Annotated in this window: 18 protein-coding genes; 7 read left to right on the top strand and 11 right to left on the bottom strand. The window is 64.7% G+C overall.

Features of this window, described 5'->3' with window-relative positions:
• Nucleotides 1-106: 106 nt before the first annotated feature.
• Nucleotides 107-529 carry a hypothetical protein gene (locus tag FEZ59_RS16165; RefSeq protein WP_020969683.1) on the top strand — a complete coding sequence of 141 codons (423 nt, stop codon included), beginning with the start codon at nucleotides 107-109 and terminating at the stop codon, nucleotides 527-529.
• Here the strand turns inward: FEZ59_RS16165 and FEZ59_RS16160 are convergent.
• The 5 genes from FEZ59_RS16160 to FEZ59_RS16140 all read right to left on the bottom strand — a co-directional run bounded on the left by FEZ59_RS16160 (nucleotide 510) and on the right by FEZ59_RS16140 (nucleotide 5,249).
• Complete coding sequence (locus FEZ59_RS16160; protein ID WP_020969682.1) at nucleotides 510-1,373, bottom strand: heme ABC transporter ATP-binding protein; 864 nt, start codon at nucleotides 1,371-1,373, stop codon at nucleotides 510-512. The genes FEZ59_RS16165 and FEZ59_RS16160 overlap by 20 nt on opposite strands.
• Nucleotides 1,370-2,467, bottom strand: coding sequence for an iron ABC transporter permease (locus FEZ59_RS16155; protein WP_021333494.1), 1,098 nt, complete (start codon nucleotides 2,465-2,467; stop codon nucleotides 1,370-1,372). The genes FEZ59_RS16160 and FEZ59_RS16155 overlap by 4 nt, the downstream gene beginning before the upstream one ends.
• 63 nt (nucleotides 2,468-2,530) lie before the next feature.
• Nucleotides 2,531-3,538 (bottom strand): ABC transporter substrate-binding protein, encoded by a 1,008-nt coding sequence (locus FEZ59_RS16150; RefSeq protein WP_019748542.1) that lies wholly within the window; start codon nucleotides 3,536-3,538, stop codon nucleotides 2,531-2,533.
• Nucleotides 3,535-4,221: a biliverdin-producing heme oxygenase gene (locus tag FEZ59_RS16145; RefSeq protein ID WP_003946162.1), complete on the bottom strand. Its 687-nt coding sequence runs from the start codon at nucleotides 4,219-4,221 to the stop codon at nucleotides 3,535-3,537. The genes FEZ59_RS16150 and FEZ59_RS16145 overlap by 4 nt, the downstream gene beginning before the upstream one ends.
• 92 nt (nucleotides 4,222-4,313) lie before the next feature.
• Entirely contained in the window at nucleotides 4,314-5,249 is a 936-nt protein-coding gene (locus tag FEZ59_RS16140; protein ID WP_003946175.1) for an aldo/keto reductase, read from the bottom strand.
• Between the two features lie 228 nt (nucleotides 5,250-5,477).
• Between FEZ59_RS16140 and FEZ59_RS16135 the strand changes: the two genes are divergently transcribed.
• The 4 genes from FEZ59_RS16135 to FEZ59_RS16120 are packed head-to-tail and all read left to right on the top strand — an operon-like array spanning nucleotide 5,478 to nucleotide 8,543.
• Complete coding sequence (locus tag FEZ59_RS16135) at nucleotides 5,478-6,323, top strand: undecaprenyl-diphosphate phosphatase (protein WP_019748539.1); 846 nt, start codon at nucleotides 5,478-5,480, stop codon at nucleotides 6,321-6,323.
• Nucleotides 6,324-6,381: 58 nt separating this feature from the next.
• Entirely contained in the window at nucleotides 6,382-7,077 is a 696-nt protein-coding gene (locus FEZ59_RS16130) for a histidine phosphatase family protein (protein WP_019748538.1), read from the top strand.
• Between the two features lie 55 nt (nucleotides 7,078-7,132).
• Nucleotides 7,133-7,732, top strand: coding sequence for a DUF3090 domain-containing protein (locus tag FEZ59_RS16125; protein ID WP_019748537.1), 600 nt, complete (start codon nucleotides 7,133-7,135; stop codon nucleotides 7,730-7,732).
• A gap of 4 nt (nucleotides 7,733-7,736) precedes the next feature.
• Nucleotides 7,737-8,543 carry an SCO1664 family protein gene (locus FEZ59_RS16120; RefSeq protein WP_019748536.1) on the top strand — a complete coding sequence of 269 codons (807 nt, stop codon included), beginning with the start codon at nucleotides 7,737-7,739 and terminating at the stop codon, nucleotides 8,541-8,543.
• Here the strand turns inward: FEZ59_RS16120 and FEZ59_RS16115 are convergent.
• Entirely contained in the window at nucleotides 8,540-9,001 is a 462-nt protein-coding gene (locus tag FEZ59_RS16115) for a MarR family transcriptional regulator (protein ID WP_003946187.1), read from the bottom strand. The two genes, FEZ59_RS16120 and FEZ59_RS16115, sit on opposite strands and share 4 nt — an antisense overlap.
• Before the next feature lie 30 nt (nucleotides 9,002-9,031).
• Here FEZ59_RS16115 and FEZ59_RS16110 point away from each other — a divergent pair, with 30 nt between their 5' ends.
• The gene (locus tag FEZ59_RS16110; protein ID WP_202022891.1) at nucleotides 9,032-11,221 is read left to right on the top strand and encodes an MMPL family transporter; all 2,190 of its coding nucleotides are present in this window, start codon (nucleotides 9,032-9,034) and stop codon (nucleotides 11,219-11,221) included.
• A 10-nt stretch (nucleotides 11,222-11,231) separates the two neighbouring features.
• The gene (gene mshC / locus FEZ59_RS16105; protein ID WP_172932879.1) at nucleotides 11,232-12,473 is read left to right on the top strand and encodes a cysteine--1-D-myo-inosityl 2-amino-2-deoxy-alpha-D-glucopyranoside ligase; all 1,242 of its coding nucleotides are present in this window, start codon (nucleotides 11,232-11,234) and stop codon (nucleotides 12,471-12,473) included.
• A 57-nt stretch (nucleotides 12,474-12,530) separates the two neighbouring features.
• On the opposite strand, the gene FEZ59_RS16100 is transcribed toward mshC, so the two are convergent.
• The 5 genes from FEZ59_RS16100 to FEZ59_RS16080 form a co-directional block, all read right to left on the bottom strand.
• Nucleotides 12,531-16,706 carry a TIGR02680 family protein gene (locus FEZ59_RS16100; RefSeq protein WP_092763963.1) on the bottom strand — a complete coding sequence of 1,392 codons (4,176 nt, stop codon included), beginning with the start codon at nucleotides 16,704-16,706 and terminating at the stop codon, nucleotides 12,531-12,533.
• Entirely contained in the window at nucleotides 16,703-18,145 is a 1,443-nt protein-coding gene (locus FEZ59_RS16095) for a TIGR02678 family protein (RefSeq protein ID WP_019748532.1), read from the bottom strand. Before FEZ59_RS16095 ends, FEZ59_RS16100 begins: the two co-directional genes overlap by 4 nt.
• Nucleotides 18,142-19,647 carry a TIGR02677 family protein gene (locus FEZ59_RS16090; protein WP_019748531.1) on the bottom strand — a complete coding sequence of 502 codons (1,506 nt, stop codon included), beginning with the start codon at nucleotides 19,645-19,647 and terminating at the stop codon, nucleotides 18,142-18,144. Before FEZ59_RS16090 ends, FEZ59_RS16095 begins: the two co-directional genes overlap by 4 nt.
• A 33-nt stretch (nucleotides 19,648-19,680) precedes the next feature.
• The gene (locus FEZ59_RS16085; protein ID WP_019748530.1) at nucleotides 19,681-20,766 is read right to left on the bottom strand and encodes a hypothetical protein; all 1,086 of its coding nucleotides are present in this window, start codon (nucleotides 20,764-20,766) and stop codon (nucleotides 19,681-19,683) included.
• A 146-nt stretch (nucleotides 20,767-20,912) separates the two neighbouring features.
• Nucleotides 20,913-22,028, bottom strand: a complete 1,116-nt coding sequence (locus FEZ59_RS16080; RefSeq protein WP_164840877.1) for an MFS transporter — start codon at nucleotides 22,026-22,028, stop codon at nucleotides 20,913-20,915.
• Nucleotides 22,029-22,043 lie beyond the last annotated feature (15 nt).

The raw sequence follows: 22,043 nt of genomic DNA, 5'->3' as shown, positions 1-22,043 counted from the left end.
GCCGTTCATCGCGTCGAGGAACTACCGACCATTCCGCTCACACCCTTGACGCGATACCGTACGAACAGCGGTTGCGGTTGACGCTGCAATCACCGAGGAGATCATTGTGATTCCCACAGAACCCACCGATTCCGGCGCACAGCCGCCCGAACCGGCGCGGCCGGGCTTCGAGATCGAGGACCTCACCGTCGGCGCTCATGCACACGGTTTCGGCAGGTCCGACGGTCGAACTTTCGCGTTCCGCGTACGCAAGAGCGTGCTGTTCGTCGAGGTATACGGCGAATACTGCGAGCACAGTGTGCCGACCCCTTCGGACGTTGTCGCCACGGCGGAGCGATCGGTCACCGACATCGATCTGACCGACGAGCGAAGCATCGCCGGTGTGGTGCGCGACGCAGTTCTCTCGACCGAGACTGATTGGTCACATCCGGACGTCGGTGACGGCGTTCGTCAGGGCGAGGGTCGCAGCCTGCCGACGGTGAGAGCAGTCCTGAACAGGCTGGGATCGATCATCGATTCTGTTCGGTGAATTCTCGGCGCGGGATAACCAGCGTTGCTCCGGTTGTCGGATGCGGGAACACCTCGACCGGATAACCGTAGACGCGGGTCAGAAGCTCTTCGTGTAGCACCGATTCCGGGGGACCGTCGGCGGCGATGCGTCCATTCTCGAGTACGACGATTCGGTCGGCATACGCCGCTGCCAACGCGAGATCGTGCAAAACGACGACGACGGCATCGCCGTCCGCAGCGCGAGCGCGCGCCACGGACATCACCGCTTCCTGGTGTCCGAGATCGAGTGCTGCAGTCGGCTCGTCCAGCAGGATGGTCGACGTTTCCTGTGCCAGTACCCGGGCAAGAGCGACCCGCGCCTGCTCGCCACCGGACAGCACGGCGAACGGCCGATTGGCGAACCCCTCGACATCGCAGGTCTTCATCGCCGCGGTGATAGCAGCGCCGTCGCGGTCTTCTCGGCGCGTTCCGGCCCATGGCGCACGTCCCATGCGAACGACCTGGCGAGCGCTGAACGAAAATCCGATCGTGTGTTTCTGGGGGAGAACCGCGCGTCGGCGCGCCATGTCGATCGGCGACCACTGAGTGAGGTCAGTGCCTTCGACGTCCACCCGCCCAGCGATGACGGGCTGATCACCGGCCAACGCCGCAAGAAGAGTCGACTTACCGGCGCCGTTCGGTCCGACGAGGACGACGAGCTCGCCTGCCCGGACTTCGATGGATACGCCTTCGAGAATGTGTCGACCACCGCGTTCGACGGTGATGTCGCGCGCTTCGAGGGTGACATCACCGACGCCAGGGCTTTCCGGTTCGGGGGTGACGCGGCCGAACAGTTCGCGCCAGTTTCTTACGAGGCTGCTCATGCCCACCCGCCCTGTTGCGCGCGTGTTCGTCGGAGAAGCCAGAAGAAAAAGGGGCCGCCAACCAGAGCGGTCAGCATTCCGAGGGGCAGGTCTGCGTTGTCGATCAGCGACCGCGAGCCGAGATCTGCGACAAGCAGAACCAGTGCGCCGGCAAGGGCGCTCGCCGGAATCAGCGCGCGGTGGCCGGGGCCGACAAGAATGCGCATCAGGTGCGGAACGACCAGGCCGACGAAGAGGATGATGCCGGTGAAGGCAACACTCGCCGAGACCAGGAGAGCGACGATCAGAACCGCGAACTGGCGCAGCCGTTCGACGTTGACACCCAGGTGACGAGCTGCGTGTTCACCGAGTGCGAGAAGGTCCAGACGCGGAGCGATCATGACCGTCGCGGCAATTCCGACAACGGTCATCGGCGCCACGATCATGACGGCATTCCACGACGCTCCGTTGAGTGAGCCGAGTTGCCAGAACACGATCTGATCGCGAGCGGACGGGCTGGCGACGAAGGTGAAGAACGCGATGAGTCCGCCGGCGAACGCATTGATCGCGACGCCGGTCAGCACCAATGTCACTACTTCGGTTCGGCCTTCGTGGCGCGCAAGCAGGTAGACCGCCGCGGTGGTGAACAGCCCGGCGACGAACGCTGCCGCAGCAACGGCCCAGCCGGCCACGAACGTGCCGCCGACGACGATGACAGCGCTCGCGCCAACTGCAGCGCCCGCGGACACTCCGATCACCCCGGGCTCCGCGAGTGGATTGGAGAACACACCCTGCAGGAGCGCACCGGAACATCCCAGCGCCGCGCCGACACAGATGGCGAGCACGACGCGGGGGAAGCGAACCTCCCACAAAGTCACTTCACCGCTGGGATGGGCGGGCATCGGACCGAGATCGATCCCGATGCGGTGCAGGATGCTGCCCAAAACCTCGAGAGGCGATGTCGGAACTTGACCGATGCACGCCGACAGCACTGCGACGATCACCAGGGCGAGAGTCAAGCTGACCAGAACCGCACTCACCCGCGACCGCGACGCGGGGCCAGACGCCGATTTGTCGGCGCCCCCGACGTCATGTGAATCCTCGGCTGCGGACACAGACTTACCTGCTTCGGAACTACCTGTTTCTGTACTCACGAATCAGCACTCACAAATCTTTGCTCACGATCCACCGGGCTCGTAGATCGCTTCGGCGAGTGCCGCCATGACGCGTCCGGTGTTCGGCCCGAAGCTGAGCAGGACACCGTCCTCCATGTCGACTACTCGTTTGTTCTTTCCGGCCGGCGTCTGAGCGATGCCAGGGACCTTTTCGAGGCCGTCGATTCCGCCGATCGATGCCAATCCGTCCGTCATCATCAGCAGGGCGTCAGGCGCTGCGGCGATGAGCGCTTCGCTGGTGATGGGTACGAACTGTTGTGTGATGCCCGAGGCGGTACCCGCATCTGTGGCGCCGAGGGCCTCGATCAAGGAATCGGCACCCGAACCTTCACCACCGATCATGGTGATGGCCGATCCGCGCATGTAGAGGAACGCGATCTTCAGTGGATCGCCGTCGTTGGGAACCAGATCGCGCGCAGCAGCGATCTCCGATTCGGTTCGATCGATCAGCGCTGCGCCCTGGGCCGGAACGCCGAGCGCGTCGGCGACTGCTTGGATCTGCCCCGGCACACCTTCGAGGGTTCGGGTCGGGTCGAAGAACACCACGGGAACACCGGCGGCGCGCAACTGATCCTGGACGCTCTTGGGCCCGATGCTCGTGTCAGTGAGAACCACGGTGGGATTCAAATCGAGGATGGCTTCGGTATTGAGCGATTGGCCGCCGACCGTGACAACCGGTACGTCCGCGACCGCGGGGAACTTGGCGGCGGTGTCGCGGCCGACAAGGTTGTCACCGAGGCCGAGCGCCACCGTTGTCGTTGCGAGCGTCCCGTAGCGGTCGGCCGCAACGATCCGGCTGTTGTCGGTGATGGTCACGTCGACGCCGTCGAAGCTCTTCACCGTCACGGGCAGCGTTGCGGTCGGGTTGTCGGACACGGGAACCGGGCTGGAATCTTCGAGTACTGCGGTCCGGGCACCCTGAGATGTCGTGGAGTTGTCGCTCGATCCGCAAGCCACCAGACCGAAACCGGCTGCTGCGACCAGTGCCGCCGCGGCCAAGCGCTTCATCATTTGACGAGGTAGCTCTCGATGTCGCCTTCGAGGTCGGCGAACAGGTCACCGTTGAGGCGGTACGCCAGATTCACCTCGTCGATGAAACGCTGCTGTTCTTCGGCCGGAATCTGCAGCGCATCCAGATTCGAGCGGTAGTCGTCCTTGAAAGGCTTCGGCTTGGGGATGCCTTCGAAGATGTAGAAGCGAAGTCCGTCGGTCTCGAATCCGTAGGCGCGCTCGAGCATCCGGCGGATGATCTGTCCGCCCGAGAGGTCACCCATGTATCGCAGGTAGTGATGTGCGACGAAGCCGGCGGGCCAGTCGAACGCCACTTCCTTCAGGCGGGCGATGTAACGCTCGGTTGCCGGCAAGGCCACGAGTTCGTCGCGCCAGTTCGGTCCGCCGAGGAACTCGAGATCGGCTTCGAGCGAAGCCACCCGCAACAGATCCTCGGACAGGAACGGAGCGACCAACTCGTTGTCGGCGTGTGTGCGGCCGGCCTCTTCGAGGCTCGTGTAGACGAGGTACGTCTGTCCCAGAAGAGCGGCGTAGCCAGCCGTGGTCAGCTCACCGCCGAGAAGCGCGCCTACGAATCGGGACTGCTCCGTCTCGCGGTGTGCTGCGTCCGTCTCGGTCTTGATTCGTTCGGAGAAGGCGGGGCCTGCGTCTGCGGAAAGGCTGTCTACGTCGAGCGTGGTCATTGATTCTCCTGAGGCTGTAGTCAAGCGTTGCCTACTAGGTTAGCCTGCCCTGGCCAACACGATACCTTCGGTATTTCGATCAGCGGGACAGATCAAGCGCTCACATCGTCGAGAGCCGCGGCAATCGCTTTCGGAAGTTCCAATTCTTCGGTTGCCAGTACTCCTGTCAACTGGGCGAGATCCCGCGTGCCGACGACGGCGCTGGCCACCCCGGCGCGATCGCGCGCCCAGGCCAGTGCCACCGCCAGTGGGGAAGTACCCAGACCGTCGGCGGCGGTAACGACGGCGTCGACCACCCGGATCGAGGAATCGGTCAGATAGCTCTGTACATCTTGCGAATGTGCTTCGTCGGCGCCGCGGGAATCGACGGGAATGCCGTCGCGGTACTTGCCGGTCAGAACACCGCCCGCCAGGGGTACTGCGGCGAACACTCCGACGCCGTGGTGGGCCGCCGCTGCGAACAATTCTTCCTCGACGCCGCGCGCGAGCAACGAGTACTCGGCCTGCGTCGCGGCGAGTGTTGTTGCGCCACCGGCTCCGACGGCCGTCGCGAGCTGCCAGCCGAGGTAGCCGCGCACGCCCACATACCGCACCTTGCCGCTCGAGACCGCGTAGTCGAGGGTTGCTGCAACCTCGTCGACGGGCGTGAGCGGATCCCAGGTTGCGACCTGCCACATGTCGAGGAAGTCGGTTCCGAGTTCACGAAGAGTCGCGTCGAGCTGACGGAGCAATCCGCGCCGCGAGCAGTCGACGCGGTCGGTGCCGATCGGAGTGGGATCGATGCCGGCGCTCGAGCTGATGATGAGTTCGTCACGTGGAACGACGTCGTCGAGCAACTCGGCGAGGATCCGTTGCGCCGCACCGGCGCCGTATGCGGGCGAGGTGTCGACCAAGGTTCCGCCGGCCTCGGCGAAGGCGAGCAGCTGCGCCGCAGCCTCGTCGCCGTCCGTGTCGCGTCCCCATGTCAGTGTGCCGAGCCCAAGTCGCGAGACCCGAAGTCCGCTCGTTCCGACAGATCTGTGCTTCATAACCGCCTGCATCTCGCGCCCGACTCGTGTGCGCAAGTGCGGCACCCGAGAGATCTCACCACGTGCAGACTAGTAGGCGCTCGCCTCGAGTCGGGGTATTCGGACACGGACGTGCCGGGCGCGGCGCGGCGTCGTGGGCCCCGGTAGCGTGGCGCCGGTGAAACGTGAACCCGACACACGAAACCTGTGTGCAGTAACCCCATTCGAATCAGCCGGGATCGGTGAGTGATGGGCGAAGCGATGACCTGGCTCCAGGCCGTGATCCTGGGCCTCGTGCAGGGATTGACCGAGTTCTTGCCCATCTCGTCTTCCGGACATTTGCGAATCGTGTCGGAGATATTCTTCGGCAGTGACGCCGGTGCGTCGTTCACCGCGGTGACGCAGCTCGGCACCGAACTGGCTGTGTTGATCTACTTCGCGCGCGACATCGTGAGGATCATCACTGCCTGGTTCCGGGGTGTGTTCAATGCCGAGCACCGGGGCGATCTCGATTACCGGATGGGCTGGTACGTCATCATCGGTACCATTCCGGTCGGCATCCTCGGGTTTCTGTTCAAAGACCAGATCCGTACCGGCGCACGCAATCTGTGGCTGATTGCCACGATGTTGATCGTGTTCGCGCTCGTCATCGCCGCTGCCGAGTACTACGGACGCAAGACGCGCCCGATCGAATCGCTCACAGCGCGCGACGGCATCATCATGGGTTCGGCTCAGGCGCTCGCGCTCATCCCGGGTGTCTCACGTTCGGGTGGCACGATCAGTGCCGGTCTTTTCCTCGGACTCACCCGTGAGGCCGCAGCTCGTTACTCGTTCCTGCTGGCGATCCCGGCGGTTCTCGCCTCCGGTTTGTTCAGCCTCCCGGATGCCTTCGAGCCGGCCGGTGAGGGTCTGAACGCGAGCGGTCCGCAGTTGCTGGTGGCAACCGTCATCGCCTTCGCGGTCGGTTACGCAGCGATCGCCTGGCTGCTTCGATTTGTTGTCGATCACTCCATGTACTGGTTCGTGGGATACAGAATCGCTCTCGGCGTAGTCGTCCTTGCGCTGCTGGCCACAGGGGTCGTGTCCGCGACATAGAGCCCGTTTCGACGTCGACCACCCGTCCGTGCGGCCACCGCCCCATTAGGGTTGTGGAATGACAGTTGTCCTACTGCGGCACGGGCGGTCGACGTCCAACACTGCCCATACCCTGGCCGGTCGAACGCCGGGTGTGGAACTCGACGACCACGGCCGGAAACAGGCCGAAGGCGTCGTCGATCGGCTGGTCGGTCTGGACATCGCGGAGATCGTCCGCTCGCCGCTGTTGCGGTGCGAGCAGACGGTCGGCCCCATTGCCGTCGACCGTGGTCTGACGCCGGTGGTCGAGGATCGCCTCATCGAGGTCGATTACGGCGACTGGACGGGTCGCCCGCTGAAGGAACTCTTGGAAGAACCGCTCTGGAAAGTGGTGCAGCGCCACGCTTCCGGTGCGGTCTTTCCCGGCGGTGAAGGGCTGGCCCAGGTACAGGCGCGAGCCGTTGCCGCGATCCGAGAGCACGATGCACGGCTGGCCGAAGAGCACGGCAAGGACGTCGTCTGGATCGCTTGCACACACGGTGACGTCATCAAATCGGTTCTCGCCGACGCGTTTGCGATGCACCTCGATTCGTTCCAGCGGATCGTCGCCGAGCCGGCCTCGGTCAGCGTGATTCGCTACACGGCCACACTGCCGTTCGTTCTTCGAGTCAACGACACCGGAGACGTGCTCGCAGCGATCAGTGCAGCGAAGACCGCGACCAACGGTTCGGCTCCCGCGCAGGAGTCCGTCCCCGGTGGAGAGGTCGGTGCGTGAGCTGTGACGGATAATGGGTATTCAGTGATGTTCTGCTCGAACTCGAGGAGGTGCAATGTCGCGCGCGATTCACGTATTTCGCACTCCTGACCGATTTGTCGCAGGAACGGTGGGCGAGCCCGGTGACAGGTCTTTCTATCTCCAAGCCGTGCACGATTCACGGGTGGTGAGTGTGCTGCTCGAGAAGCAGCAGGTTCAGGTCCTCGCCGATCGCATGGGCCTTCTCCTCGAAGAGGTACATCGACGCTTCGGAACCGAGGTTCCGCCGCAGGCCGACGATGTCTCCGATCTCAGCCCGCTGGTCACACCGCTCGACGCGGAGTTCCGGGTCGGCACGATGGGGCTCGGTTGGGACGCCGATGCCGGTGCGGTCGTCGTGGAGTTGCTTGCCGTCAGCGAGACGGAGTTCGACGAATCGGTTGTCCTCGACGACGCCGACGACGGTCCGGACGCGGTCCGTGTGTTCCTGACCCCGGAACAAGCGCGCGAATTCTCGCTCCGATCCGAACGCGTCATCGCGGCGGGACGCGCGCCATGCCCTCTGTGTGGTGAGCCGCTGGCGCCCGAGGGGCACGTGTGCATCCGAACCAACGGATACCGGCGCGGCGAGTCCTTCGGTTTTGCGATCGACGACGCAGACGACGACGAGGTCTGACGTCGTGTCCGAACCTGGAGTGCCGGACGTTCTGCTCGAGGGAGATCTGACCCTGATCGGCCAGATCACCACGGCAAGCAACGCCACGCTGGTGTGCGAGTCGACTCTGGGGGAGCAGTCCACCCGTGTGGTCTACAAACCGGTGCGGGGTGAACGCCCACTGTGGGATTTCCCGGACGGCACTCTGGCCGGGCGTGAGGTTGCGTCGTACCGCGTGTCCGAGGCGCTGGGCTGGGGAGTGATTCCGCGAACAGTGTTGCGGGACGGCCCTTTCGGGACAGGCATGGTGCAGCGCTGGATTGACACCGTCGATCGCCGCGCGGATGGATCCGGCGGACTCGAGATGGTCGACCTGTGCAGTCCCGGCAATGTTCCGCCAGGGTGGTTCGAGGTCCTGCAGGCCTTCGACTCGGAGGGCGAACCAGTCTCTCTGATCCATGCGGACGATCCACGGCTGCAGCGAATGGCCGTTCTGGACGTCCTCATCAACAACGCCGACCGCAAAGGTGGTCACGCCCTCGAAGGCGTCGACGGCTCGGTGTACGGCGTTGATCACGGAATCTGTCTTCACTCGGAGAACAAGCTGCGGACCGTGTTGTGGGGGTGGGCGGGGCAGCCCGTACCCGGTGCTTTGATCGCCGACGTCGCCGAATTCGCGACAACTCTCGATGGAGATCTCGGGGACGAGTTGTCCGAACTGATCACCGAAGAGGAAATCGTGGCCTTGGCGGTCCGGGCGATGCAGTTCGCAGAGTCGGCCGTGATGCCCGAACCGAACGGCCATCGAACGATTCCCTGGCCGGCTTTCTAGTCTCGAGACGTTTCCTGCTGTTCGCGAGTTGCCGTCTTCAATCCGGGTGAGCGAACCAATCGCAGTAGTTGTTCGCGCAGCGCGGCGACGTCCCCGACGCCGACGGTCAACGCCGCATCTTCCTTCTCGAGCGTCAGTAGTCGCTCGTACGTCAGTCTTCCGGCGTCGGTTATCGCGATCACGCGCCGGCGCTCGTCCCGCGGATCGGTGTCACGCGTGACGTAACCCGCTCGTTCGAGACGGTCGATCGTGCGGCTCATCGTCTGATCGGTGACGCGGGCGTTCTTCGCGATGTCGCGTTGAGATGCCGCCCCACCGGCGATCGAGTGGAGCACGATCAGGCCCGCGTGCGTCATGTCCTGAGACCGCAGAACCTTCTCCCACGAGTGCTCTACCAGGCGCGCAGCGGTGGACAACAGCCGGCCGGTTGGCCAGTCGTCCAGGCCGTCGCTGCTCATGTTTTTGCCTTCCGTTTGCAATTACTCAGCATGCTGAACAAAATAGTCGGCAAGTCCTCTCTGCTGCCGATCCCTGGAGACCCAGTGAGCACACCAGTACAAAATCGTCCTGTTCGTCGCCTTCGATGGATTGTGCCAGCTCTCCTCGTCATCGGCTGGCTGGCAATCGGAGGATTCGGCGGCCCGTTCGCCGGAAAGCTCAGCACCGTGCAGCAGAACGACAACACGTCGTTCCTGCCGGCGTCGGCCGAAGCCACCGAGGTGGCAAAGCTTCAAGAGAGCTTCACGGACACCCGCTTCGTGCCGGCCATCGTCGTGGCGGAACGACCAGGTGGCCTCGAGCCCACCGACTCCACCTTCCTGTCCCAGACCGTCGATTCGTTTGTCGGTACCGAGGGATTCGGTGACGCGTCATCGCCGCCGATCCCGTCGGCCGACGGCCAGGCGTTGCAGATGTTCCTGCCGGTCGACAGCACCCTCGAGGTCAAGGACAGCGTGAAAGCGCTGCGCGCGGCGCTGGAGTCGAGCCCTGACGGACTGACAGTCAAGGTCACCGGCCCCGCTGGGCAGGTTGCGGATCTGTCGGCAGCATTCGCCGGTATCGACGGACTGCTGTTGTTGGTAGCCGGATCGGTCGTGATCCTGATCCTGATCATCGTCTACCGGAGCCCGATCCTGCCGTTCGTGGTGATCTTTTCGGCGATCTTCGCACTCGGATTGTCGAGCTTGCTCGTGTATCTGCTCGCCGACGCGGACGTCATCGCACTGAACGGTCAGAGCCAGGGCATCCTGTTCATCCTCGTGTTCGGTGCCGCCACCGACTACGCGCTGCTTCTGGTCTCTCGCTACCGGGAAGAATTGCGGATCGAGAAGGACAAGTACGCAGCAATGCGGACTGCGTGGCGCGCGACGCTCGAACCCGTCGCGGCGTCTGCCGGAACGGTCATCGCGGGCGTTCTGTGCCTGTTGCTCTCCGACCTGAACTCGAACCGCGGGCTGGGCCCGGTGGCCGCCATCGGTATCGCCGCGTCCTTCCTCGCGTCGATGACGTTCCTACCCGCTGTCCTCGTTCTGTTCGGGCGGACTGCGTACTGGCCGACCAAGCCGAAGTTCGACGCCGACCGCGAGCACCACGACGAGGCGAACGATCACCGGTTCTGGGCCGGGCTCGCTGCTCGAATCGGACGGCACCCGCGCCGCTTCTGGGTGGCGTCGACGCTGGTGCTTGTGATCTTCGCGCTGATGATGCCGCAGTTCAAAGCCAGCGGTGTCTCTTCGTCCGACATCTTCTTGCTCGACGTCGATTCGGTTGCAGGCCAGGAGATTCTCGGCGAGCACTTCGAGGCGGGTTCGGGTTCCCCGGCCGTGGTCATCGCGAATGCGGATCAGGTGGACGCCGTCGCGGCAGCCAGTCGCGTGGAGGGCGTCAGCGACGTAAGCGTCGTACAGAACGGGGGAGTCCCTCTGGTTGTCGACGGACGAGTCTCACTGCAGGCGACGTTGACTGACGCTGCCGACTCACTCGAGGCCGAAGACACCATCGTGCGACTACGTGATGCAGTTCACTCCGTGGACGGTGCCGACGCGTTGGTCGGTGGCGTCACTGCGACCGACCTCGACACGAAGACCACCTCGACACGGGACCGGACACTCATCATTCCCGTGGTGATCATCGTGGTGTTCGTGATTCTCTCCTTGTTGCTGCGTTCGCTTCTCGCACCGCTGCTTCTCATGGGCACCGTTGTGCTCTCGTTTGCTGCGACACTGGGCATTTCGTCGCTGGTGTTCGACCACGTCTTCGGGTTCCCCGGCGCGGATCCGGTGGTCCCGCTGTTTGCGTTCGTGTTCCTGGTGGCTCTGGGAATCGACTACAACATCTTCCTCATGACGAGGGTGCGTGAGGAAGCGCTGAAGATCGGCACTCGGGCGGGTGCGCTGCGGGGACTCACCGTGACCGGCGGGGTGATCACGTCTGCCGGAGTTGTTCTGGCAGCAACCTTCTCGGCGTTGGCGGTGATCCCGCTGTTGTTCCTCGCGCAGATCGCGTTCATCGTGGCGTTCGGTGTCCTGCTCGACGCTCTGATCGTCCGATCCTTGCTGGTCCCGGCCCTGACCTATGACATCGGTCAGAAGATCTGGTGGCCGAGCAAGCTCGCGTCGACGCCCGAACCGGAGCAGGATCAGCCAGCACCTTCCCAGCCTCAGAGCAGTCTCCACTAGGCTCGGCAGCATGCAGTCTTGGTCCGATACCGCACTCCCGTCCGTTCCCGGTCAGGGGCCGCCGTTGCGGCTGTACGACACAGCCGACCGTCAGGTTCGCCCCGTCACCCCGGGCAAGAAGGCGACGATGTACGTCTGCGGCATCACCCCGTACGACGCCACCCACCTCGGTCACGCGGCCACCTACCTCACGTTCGACCTCGTGAACCGCATCTGGCGCGACGCCGGACACGACGTCCATTACGTCCAGAACGTGACCGACGTGGACGACCCGCTGTTCGAGCGCGCCAATCGCGACGGCGAGGACTGGATCGTCCTCGGCATGCGTGAGACCGCGCTCTTCCGGGAGGACATGGAAGCGCTGCGCGTGCTTCCGCCGAAGGACTACATCGGCGCCGTCGAATCGGTGAACGAAGTAGTCGAGTTGGTGGAGAAATTCGTGGCGTCCGGCGCCGCGTACATCGTCGACGACGCGGAGTTCCCCGACGTCTACTTCCGCGCCGACGCGACCGAGCAGTTCGGCTACGAGTCGGGCTACGACCGCGCGACGATGGAGAAGTTCTTTGCCGAACGTGGCGGAGATCCCGATCGCGTCGGAAAGCGCAATCCGCTCGACGCACTCGTCTGGCGGGCGGAGCGTCCGGGCGAGCCTTCTTGGCCCTCACCCTTCGGGCCGGGGCGCCCCGGTTGGCACATCGAGTGCGCGGCCATTGCTCTCAACCGCATCGGCTCCGGCTTCGACGTCCAGGGCGGTGGCAGCGACCTGATCTTCCCGCACCACGAGTTCTCGGCAGCACATGCCGAATCGGCAACGGGTGATCGCCGTTTCGCGCGGCACTACGTGCACACCGGCATGATCGGCCTCGACGGCGAGAAGATGTCGAAGAGTCGCGGAAACCTGGTCTTCGTCTCCAAGCTGCGCGGCGAGGGGGTAGACCCAGCGGCAATCCGTCTCGGATTGCTCTCCGGCCACTACCGCCAGGATCGCGCGTGGACCGATCAGGTCCTCGAGGATGCTCAGTCGCGTCTGAAGGTATGGCGCGAGGCCGCGGCTCTCGATGCCGCGCCGTCAGCCACCGACACTGTTGCGCGTTTGCGTCAGCATTTGGCCGACGATCTCGACACTCCGAAGGCGCTCGACGCGCTCGACGGTTGGGCACGCCGCGCCATCGAGGGCGGCGGATCCGACACGCAGGCACCCGGCGAGTTCGCCGATGCCGTCGACGCCCTACTGGGTATTTCGCTTCGCTGAACCCCTGCTGTGCGCCTTTATTAACCGCGGGCGGTTAATAAAGGCGCACAGTGGTTTCTAGGCGTAGTCCAACGCACCTTCGGCTGGTGTCGGGACCCGGCGCCGTAGCGGCGAGCCCAATGCCCGCGCCAGATCCGTTCCGTCGTGCTCGGCGAGCAGCTCACCGTTCGACCACACCAGCAGCGCGGCGCTGACAGCTTGTTCGGCCGTGGAGTGCGCGAGGTCGTAGTGCGCACAGCCGGGGACGTCTGCGTACGTGATCCACAGGTCGTAGCCGGTCATGAAGAGATCCAGGTCGAACTGAACGCTCAAGCCGAGCAGCTCGCTGCGTCCGTTGTCGTCGACACCGGCGAAGGCCTCGTCCAGTGCCAGCAGACGCGGGGCGTGCGGGTCGGCCGAGTCCAGCATGACGTGCGCCGCGGCGAACAAAGGAAGGTGCAGCGAAACCGACTGCTCGCCACCGGACAGCGCGCTGTGCCGCGCGACGGTAAGGCGGTCTTCCTTGCCCTCACCGCTGATGAGGGTGAACGAGAACACGCGCCACTGCCTGTAGTCGAGCGCCGAGGACAGGATTTCCGGGTACGAGCGTTCGGGGTGCGCCGCGCGGGCGGTACGGATCTGGGTCGCGAAATGAGCTCGCAGAGTAGCCAGTTCATCGACGCCGAGGGCCGACGCATCTCGATCCAGCAGCTTGGAGATCGCCCGCGAGCTGTCGTCGAGGTTGTCGGCGAGCACCCAGTGAACGCCGATGGTGTTGCCCGAGGACATCCGACGCTCACGCATCTCTGTGCCCATCTGTGCGATCAACACGCGTGCATCGACCGTGCGCTCGTGGATCTGCTGAGCCAATCCGGTCAGCAGGGCATCTTCGAGAATGCGACGCTCGGATTCGGTGAGCAACTGCTCCTGATCGCCGCGAGCATCGTGGATCCGCGTTGCGAATTCACCGATCGACGAATAGCCCTGATCGTCCTGCACTCGTACGACGGTCAGTCCGTCCGGTGCGTCCCACTGCAGGCGGTAGTCCTGTCCGGCCGCTGCGAGTTGGGCGTCGAAGTCCTGCAACGCCGAGGTCAGTGCCGTGCGGGTTGCCTTGCGGGCTCCGTCGGTGACGCGTACCGCCGAGGTCGCAGCCTCGAGCGCTCGGTACAACTTGTCGACGTCTTCGGGGAGGACGGGCGGGTGGGCCGCGTCCTCGCTGCGATCTTCGTTCTGGATGCGGTAGACCAACTGATCAGGGCTCATCCACGCCGCTGAACTTGCCGGCCAGCTCAGATGTTCCTTGACGCCCAACAACTCGAGAAGGTCCGGGCGCGCATAGGGTGCGAGTCGCTCTGCATCACTGCGGGTTTCGGTCAGGGTGTGCCGAAGAGTCTCGACGGCGGTGTTGTACGCACCCTCTGCCGTGCCGATCTGGAGGACGGCAGCGTCGTACGCCTTTCGTGCTGCACGCTGTTCGACCTTGCATTCTTCGATCTTCGCGCGGGCTTTTGCCAGGTCGAGGTCGATCTGCTCGGCGCTGGCCCCGAGGGTGTCGCGCAGTGTCTCGAGGCGCTGGACCTGCTGAAGCAGACTCTCCTCGGCGATGGCGGCTTCCTCGGCGAATTCCTCCGCATTGGCGCGTGATTCGTCGAGACGGTCGCGAGACTCGCGTTCGAGTTCGACTTCCTTGGCATGTTCGCGTCGGCAGCGCAGCGCCAGTTCGCCCTGCTTCTCGAAATGACGGATCGCCGCCGCGAGGGAGTCGAGTTCACGGCCGATATGCGGGGTCCGGTGCTGCGACGCCGTCGCCCGGAGTTGCTTTTCCTTCGCCGCGAGATCGGCGATCGCCGCATCGAGTTCGCGTTGTGCCGTTTCCGTGGCCTCCGAGCGAGTGCGGAGTGCACCGGCGGATTCGGTGACAGTTTTGAGTGCGCGGAGGATCGATCCTGTCTTCGGCAATTCCTTTGCCGCAGAGTTGATTCGGCTCAGCTGCTCGTTGGTCTGCGTCACCAGTGCCTTGGCTGCATCGACAGCGGCGGCAAGTTCTTCCAGAGCCGCGTCGATCTCGGTGATCCGAGCTTCGCGTCGACGCGCCCGCGCTGTCGTGCCGATGTACTCGGCGTCGGCCTTGACGTGCCGGCCACGCGCGACGCCCTGCCAGAAGCGCCCGTCGACGCCGATCGCGACGCTGGCATCGGAGTCGCCCGGTGCCTCGACGAGACTGATCGACGCGAGAATGTCCTGTACCCGAGCGTCGGGTACGTCGGCATTGCCTTCGACCTCGAGGACGTCGGCCAGCGTTCGTCCCTTCGGGCGCTGCTTGACCGGCAGAGCGGTCAGGAACTGCTCACTGACGTGATCGGGAATCTTTTCGTCGGGGCAGACCCAGCCGTCCAGCAGATTTGCCGCCTGGAGTGCGGATTCGATTCCCGTGGCCACGTCTGGTTCGACGGAATCGGCGAAGCGCACCAGCTGCCACAGCGGTGCCCCACCCAGATCACTGCGGTTGTCGGTGCGTGCGTGGAAGGCCGGCGGAGCATCGTCATGTTCCGCCGAGACGGCCTTGCGCTCGGATTTCAGAGCTGCGATGGAGGCGTGTGATGCAGATATTTCAGCTTCGGCCTCACGACGTCGCTCACGCAGCGTCTCGGTGCCTGCCTCGGTGTGCTCGGTGAGAACTGCGGACAGCGCCGGAGCGTCCTCGTCGCCGACCTCGGCGAGCGCCGCGTCGAGAGCCTCGAACAGCGACGTGTCCGCGCCGACAGCCGAAAACAGGGAGGAGTGATCGGTCCACCACGCGCGCAGCCCGCTGGCGCACTGACTGCGTGCGAGTTCCACGGCAGCTTCGCCTTCGAGCACAGCGGCCTTGGACGCTTCGAGCAGCTCTTGTCCACGGCGCGAGCTGTTTTCGGCCCGGGTTCGTTCGGTAGCGGCCTTCTCGACGGTCGCGAGCGCAGTGCGGACTACGCGTACGTCGCCGTCACGCTCCTCGGCATGGCCACGCACTGCTGCGGTGATCTGGTCGCTGCGTGAGCCGTCGGGCAGGGGAGTCCAGACGATGCCGGCGTCCTCGGCGGCTGCCTGCAGTTCGTCCTCGGCACGTGAGAGTGCCTCGGCTGCACGCTTGACCGACGATGCGGCCTTGTCGGCTTCGTCGCCGCGCTGCGCGAGTGCAGCCTGCGCCTTCCTCGACTTGTCTGCCTGTTGCTCGGTCGAGAGCTTGAGCGTCGAGACGGCCTGGGCGAGATCGTCGAGCTGCTGTTTGCCTTCGTAGGCGCTCGAGCGTTGCAACGCCTCGACATTGGCGCGCGCGTTCTCGAGTGCCTGCTCGGCCTGGTTGAAGCGCTCCTCGGCTGCTGCCCGGGCTTCACGGCTGCGGGTCTGGGCGAGCGACGACTCGTCCATGGCGGCAACGCCTCTGGTGACTGCTGCGAGGCGGGTGCTGACCTGTTCGATCTCTCCGCGCGACTGCTGACGCAGGTACTTGGTGTAGACGCCGATGAAACTCTGCGCTGCCTGATCGGCGGCTGCGAGCCCCTCGAGCGCGCGGCCGACCTCTTCCATATCGCTGAACGAACGCGCAGCTTCGAGGACGAGTTGGTCGTCGAGTGGACGGAGGCCGTCGGTGAGCGCTTGCGAAAGGCCCTTCGGATCAAGGTTCTTCGCGAGCTGGGGACGGCGAAGCGTGAGAATGAGATTGATCAGCTGGTCGTAGCGCTGCACTCCGAGACCGAACATTCGCGCGTCGATCGCGGTGCGGTAGTCGAGGGGACGGTCGGTGATGGAATCGCTGCCGAGTTGTTCGGCCAACTGCTTCTTGGTGAGAGGACGATCGTCGTTGCCGATCAGCGAGAAGTCGACTCCGACGCGGCCGTCGGCGACGAAGTACCAGCGGGTGACCTTGTCGTTGGTGCGGGTTGCCCGCATGCCGATTCCCACGGTCACCGACTCGGGATCTTCGAGGGAGCCGCGGCAGAACTCCATCCACACGTAGGAGTGCGCGCTGTCCTGGCCCCGGTAGAGAAGGTTGGACTTCATCGTGCGCTCTTCACCGGCGAAGGGGTTGAGGCGCCGCGGTTCGATGCGGCCGTCGAAAACGAACGGGAACAAGACCTCGAGGGCCTTGGTCTTACCGGATCCGTTTGGCCCTCGTAGGACCAGTCGACCGTCGGCGAACGAGAACTCCTGGTCTCGGTAATCCCAGAGGTTGATGATTCCAGCCCGAGTAGGTCGGAAGCGGGCGTTGCTCATACGTTCTCTACCTCTGATAGTTCGCCGTTGGTGGAAGATTCGGGGCCGAATTCGTCGACCGGATCCGGTGCGGAGTTGTCTACCGCGAAGTCGATCTGAGGATCGCGTTCGCGTACGGAGACCACGACGTCGCGGTACCGGGCAAGGACGGGCAACACCAGTACGCCGCCGTCGACCGCATGCGTCAGGCGCAGACGTTGCAGCAACCCGAGCGCCTGCTTGCGCAGCCCGTTGTGATCGGCCTGCCATTGCGCTGCGAACGTGCGTCCGAACTGGTCCACCAACTCGCTGACCTTGTCGGCGAGCCAGTCGTCGTCGATCATCGGGTACGTGACGGGTTCCGGGGGCTCGGCCGGTTCGCCGGCAGGCAACACGAAGTCGTCGTCCTCGTCGGCGAGGTCCTCGAAGATCCCGGCCTCCGGGATGGCGGCATCGAGTTGTTCGATCAGGTGATCGTCCGACACGTGCGGGATCGGAAGTTTCGGCAGCTCCGGAGCGTCGACGTCGAGTACGCGGTCGGCAATCTCGCCGGCGAGGAGTAGAGCTACCTGGGCGATAGTTCCGGTGCTCGGGAAGCGGACGTCGGAGAGGCGACCGGTGGGATCGATCATCGCGATTCCCTCGGCGCGACGCTCGGCCACCAACCCCGTCAGTAGTTCGACTTCCGACGCGGTCTTGGGCTGCGCCAAGGCGATCAATTCGTGCTGATCGAGTTCACCCGCCAGTACGACCGGCCGCTCGACCAGTGCCCGACGCACTCGGCGTCCGATCTCTTTCGCGTCCACAGGAATTCCGTCGTCCTCGGCAGCGCTCGAGGTCTCCGTGGCCAGGAGTCCGCGGATGGAGTGCAGGTGCTGCAGGGCGCGCGGCGGACGGAACAGGGCTACGACGACGGAACGGTCGATGTCGTAGAGCGCTTCTCCCGCTTCGGGATTGGACGCCCAGCCGTTTGCGTCACCGTCGGCGAGTGCGATGGCGCCTCTGACGCCGAGCCAGCCCACTGCGTCGACGAAGGCGTCGCGGTCCGACGCACGATCGGTGGAGAGTTCGACGCCGTCGACTTGTGCAGCGTCGGCCGCGACGTGATCGGCCAACTCCGACAACGTGATCTGGTTCCCGGCGCGGCCCAACGCGGCCAGGCACAGTGCCAGGTAGGCGTAACGCGTGCGATCGAAGGTTCGCTCGGAGGCAGTTCGGGCCGGTGCCGACGGGTTGAGTCGATCCGACACCGTGAACAGGCGCGCGGTGGTCTCCGTCACCTCGAGGCGGTAGCCGAACAGTTCGAGTAGGTCGTCACGCAGCTCGGTGGCCCACCGGCGCAAGAGCGGCAACGCAATTCGATCCGGGTACGTCGAGGTGATCAGGTGGTTGGACAGGATCACTCGCGCCGCGCGTTGATACGAGTCGAGGGCAAGGGGCGTGATCTCGCGAGCTCTCATCGAACACTGACCTCGATGCCGTCGAGGTGCATACGCCCGCGGGCGGTCTTGATGGTGGTCGAACCGTCCGAGGGACTGAGCGTCAGCTTCACCCCGTTCTCACTACCGGTGGAGCTCTTGACGCGTCCCACTACCGGAACGCGCGCGGTCAGTGCTGCATTGAGCAGACTCAGCAAAACTTCGGTCTCCTGCTCGTTGAGTTCACGCTGATAGACGCCGTTGGACGCGAGTGATTGCGCCGCGGCGCTGCGCGTACGTTGCGCTGCCAACTGCTCTTCGCGTAGGCGGCGGATGCTGCCGTCGTTGCGGGCGACCTTGCTCGGCAATCCTGGTGAGGGCGGGCGGCCGGTTTCGGCGAGTGTTCGCGCGATCTCGACCGGCGGTGCCTCCCACCACGAACGTGAGTGAGAAATGATGTCGGCGTCCGGATGCACCATCGAGAGGTGGCGTGGACGGCCGAGGTCGAACACTGCCTGGAACAGAGCATGAGCTGCGTCTTCGGACGGCGTGGCGGCGAACCAGCCGGCGAGGTGCCGGAGCTGGCTCTCGCGGCTGACGCCGCCGCGACGGGTTTCCGTGACGCGGCGAAGGAGCGCCAGAACCGCGGCGATCGCGCTCATCGTGCCCTCACGTAGACGCTCGGACTCGCTGATCCCCGATTCCGCGGAGACGAACCAGGCGGTCAATCCTCGCCAACGCGCAGCCCAGTCGTCTTCGCGTTCGGTGATCGGGACGAACACCCGTTCGTCACTGGCGGCGGCGAGGCGGATCATGCGATCGACCCCGGTGGATTCGACGTGCTCGATCGCTTCCTTGAGCTTGGGGGCGTAGCGCGCCAGATCGGAGCTGAACTCCCGCATGTGCGTGAGCAGAGCGTCCTTGTGCGTGAGGAAAGCCTGCGGAGTGATCTCCGTGGTCCGTACGAGGTCGCCGAGGGTCAGATAGAAGTGCGCGGCTCGATCGGCCATGTCGGAGAGTGTCGAGTCGAGGCGCTTGAGCTTGCGGAAGATCAGATCGCCGTCGGAGCTTCGGTTGGCCTCGGCGAGTTCGGACATGTCTGCGAGCAGGTCCGGCAGAGCGAGACGCGAGAGCGAGGCCGAGTCCAGGCGTGCGGCGAGAACGTCCTCGACTGATCGATAGACCTGGTATCCGGCCTGACCGAACTGGTAGACGAAGTGGCGATTGCGGTACTCGGCCAGCGTGGCCGCGCGGGTGCCGTCGTAGCTGCGCTCGAGGATCTCCCACACATGGAGCTGATCCAACAGGGGAGTGACCTCTGCTGCCGACAGATCGGCCGCCGGATCCGATCCACCGATCTTCTCGAGGATTTGCGCGACGGCTCCGGCATGCAGCAGGACGGTGTAGTTGGCGCGAGCATGGTCGAAGGCACGAAGTACCCAGAGGTACTCGGCCCGTTTTTCCGCGATCGTGAACGAAAACAGCTTCAGTCGATTGGTGTCGGCGTACGCGGCGTAATCGGGCGCACTCGTTTCTTCCACCATGACAGGGTAGGCGAGAGACGCCCCCTCTTTTTCCTACGGGCGATCCGTAGCAGGGGATGCGGCGCGTCGCCACTGCGATTCGTTCTCGATCATCCATGTGAGCAGGTGCTCGGCCGCCGCCTCGTCGGAGTCCGGGCCGACCAGCAGATCGGCGAACGCTTGGCTGGGGGCGACGATGCGGATGCCGTCGCGGGTGAGCAATCGGTCGAAGGCAGACGGTGAGAGGGGAGCGGTGATCCACACGTCACCGCCGGATTCCACCCGCCGTAGTCCGAGAGCGTCGGCGAACTGATCGACGTTGTCGGCATGGAAGTGGGCACGTCGAGTGGGCGCGTACCGAGCAAAGGGTGCCGCGGCCACCGAGGCGGTACCGGCGTAGATGTGACCGCTGAGCTGACGCAGTTGATCGAAGAGTGCTTCCAACCCGTCCGGCGCGTGAAAGCCGTGAGGCGTCGGCGCTTTGGCGCCGGCTTCGGCCGCCCATTCACGAAGCATCTTCGGCCAGCGGACGTCACCGATCCCACCGCGGGGGAGCCTGGTCACCAGTTCACGATCCGACAGTGTCTGAACCACCCGATAGGTTGCTCCCGTCGACGCACCGGCCAGGCGCACCAAGGCAGTGATCGCCAGTGGCGCCGCGAAATCGGCAAGCGCACGCACGACGCGAGCTGACGGATCGCCCGTCAACTGTCCGGAAGGACGTCCGGGCCCCCGCCACGGATCGGCGTCGGCTCCGCGTCCACGCACCCAGACGGCGGGTCGATCAGCGGTCAACGACACGTTGCCCGTGGCGTCTGCGTACGAGATCGCGTGGGAATCGAGCTGCCGGCGGACCGGCTCGGACAGATATTTTGCGCACACGAAGCCGGGTTGACCGGTGGGGAAGCGATCGGCGATACCGGGAACGTCGCTGCTCAGGACACCGTGAGCGGCGTAGACGCCGAATTTGGCCACCGCGCCGTCAGGGGAGCGGAGGTCGAGTCGGAGTGGCGCCTCGGACAGGTCGGGGGAGCGCTGTGTCGACAAAGACCAGGTAGGAGGCAAATTTTCTTCGATGACGGCAACCGATCGCCGAAAAATGTCGATCGGCCGTTCCGGTTCCGACTCAGATTCGCTCATGTTCCAATGGTATCAATATCTGTCGACGACGGAAACACAAGATTTTCCGAACAATGTTCGCCCTGACAGCCTCGCGACAACGGTGGTCGCTTTCGCCGACAAACTCACTACCTACACAACTTCAAATTCGAAACTGCCGAGACCGATCAGCGTTGCTTCGGCATGATCAGGGGAGCGACGACGGCGAGCAATAGTGCGGGGATCAGGAAGCTCGCGGCAGGCGAAGAGTCGTAAATCGGTGTCAGGGCCAGGGGAGCAAGAGCGGCGCCGCCGAAGCGCATCGCTTGGACGACCGAGACAGCGCCGCCACGGTTGGGCCCCGCGGATCCGAGCACCGCCGCGTTGACGCCGACAAGGACGAACTGGCTCGCGACACCTGCGACAAACCATGCGATCGCGATCACCGGCACCAAGCCGGCAAGGCCGACGACGGAGACCAGAACTGCTCCGCCCAGTGCACCGATCATCACGGAGGAGCGTGCGCCGATGCGATCGATGAGGATTCCGATGCGCCGGGCCGAGAGGATGCCGGCCACGCCGAAGACGGTGAGCAGTAGGCCGCGGACGGTGGGGGACAGCCCGAACTCGTCTTCGAAGCGGAAGGCGAGCAGGAAGCTCAGTCCACCGAGGGCGCCCCAGCCGAGCAATGCAGCGATACCGATGCGGAGCACTTCGGGGCGTAATGCATCGCGGAGACGGGCGGGAGTGGTCGCTGCCGGTGCTTCGGACTTCGGGAGCCCGACGGCTCCCAGGATGCCCGCGACCACTGCGATGACGAGAAAGGCCAGACGCCAGTCGAATTCGGCCGCCAGTCCGCCGATCAACGGAGCCGACGACTGCCCTGCAGCCTGGAATGCGCCGAAGGCACCGAGGGCTCGACCCAATCGAGCCTGCGGAGTTGCGGCCGCCAACGAAGCAAGCAACAGCGGCGTGGTGAATGCGTTCGCGGAGCCCTGCAGTACCCGGGCGGCCAGGAAGATCTCGAGTGTCGGGGCGAGAAAGCATGCCAACGACGCGAAGACGTAGACGCCGTATGCGATCCGCACCGTCCGGACCTTGCCCCACCGTGTCCCGAGCGTCCCCGACACCAACATCAGAGCGGCGAAGGGGAGCAGGTACGCGGTGAGGGAGGAGGCGGCCGCCGACGGTCCGACCCCTAGATCGTCACCGATCTCGGGGAGGATCGAAGCAACCACGCCGCCGCCGAACGGGCCGAGGAACCCGCCGGCGTACAGCGCGATCAGTTGAAGCCGGAGGCGCAGTGGGCGCTGTGTACT

Origin of the sequence: Rhodococcus sp. MS13 (genome assembly GCF_013277835.1) — a bacterium.
GTDB lineage: Bacteria > Actinomycetota > Actinomycetes > Mycobacteriales > Mycobacteriaceae > Rhodococcus_F > Rhodococcus_F erythropolis.
This window is presented reverse-complemented; position numbering and strand designations above follow the sequence as displayed.

Bases quoted from the DNA above. Each gene is read 5' to 3' on its own strand.
- FEZ59_RS16160 (WP_020969682.1), bottom strand. From the start codon at position 1,373: ATGAGCAGCCTCGTAAGAAACTGGCGCGAACTGTTCGGCCGCGTCACC.
- FEZ59_RS16150 (WP_019748542.1), bottom strand. From the start codon at position 3,538: ATGATGAAGCGCTTGGCCGCGGCGGCACTGGTCGCAGCAGCCGGTTTC.
- FEZ59_RS16145 (WP_003946162.1), bottom strand. From the start codon at position 4,221: ATGACCACGCTCGACGTAGACAGCCTTTCCGCAGACGCAGGCCCCGCC.
- FEZ59_RS16140 (WP_003946175.1), bottom strand. From the start codon at position 5,249: ATGAAGCACAGATCTGTCGGAACGAGCGGACTTCGGGTCTCGCGACTT.
- FEZ59_RS16135 (WP_019748539.1), top strand. From the start codon at position 5,478: ATGGGCGAAGCGATGACCTGGCTCCAGGCCGTGATCCTGGGCCTCGTG.
- FEZ59_RS16130 (WP_019748538.1), top strand. From the start codon at position 6,382: ATGACAGTTGTCCTACTGCGGCACGGGCGGTCGACGTCCAACACTGCC.
- FEZ59_RS16125 (WP_019748537.1), top strand. From the start codon at position 7,133: ATGTCGCGCGCGATTCACGTATTTCGCACTCCTGACCGATTTGTCGCA.
- FEZ59_RS16115 (WP_003946187.1), bottom strand. From the start codon at position 9,001: ATGAGCAGCGACGGCCTGGACGACTGGCCAACCGGCCGGCTGTTGTCC.
- FEZ59_RS16110 (WP_202022891.1), top strand. From the start codon at position 9,032: ATGCTGAACAAAATAGTCGGCAAGTCCTCTCTGCTGCCGATCCCTGGA.
- mshC (WP_172932879.1), top strand. From the start codon at position 11,232: ATGCAGTCTTGGTCCGATACCGCACTCCCGTCCGTTCCCGGTCAGGGG.
- FEZ59_RS16100 (WP_092763963.1), bottom strand. From the start codon at position 16,706: ATGAGCAACGCCCGCTTCCGACCTACTCGGGCTGGAATCATCAACCTC.
- FEZ59_RS16095 (WP_019748532.1), bottom strand. From the start codon at position 18,145: ATGAGAGCTCGCGAGATCACGCCCCTTGCCCTCGACTCGTATCAACGC.
- FEZ59_RS16090 (WP_019748531.1), bottom strand. From the start codon at position 19,647: ATGGTGGAAGAAACGAGTGCGCCCGATTACGCCGCGTACGCCGACACC.
- FEZ59_RS16085 (WP_019748530.1), bottom strand. From the start codon at position 20,766: ATGAGCGAATCTGAGTCGGAACCGGAACGGCCGATCGACATTTTTCGG.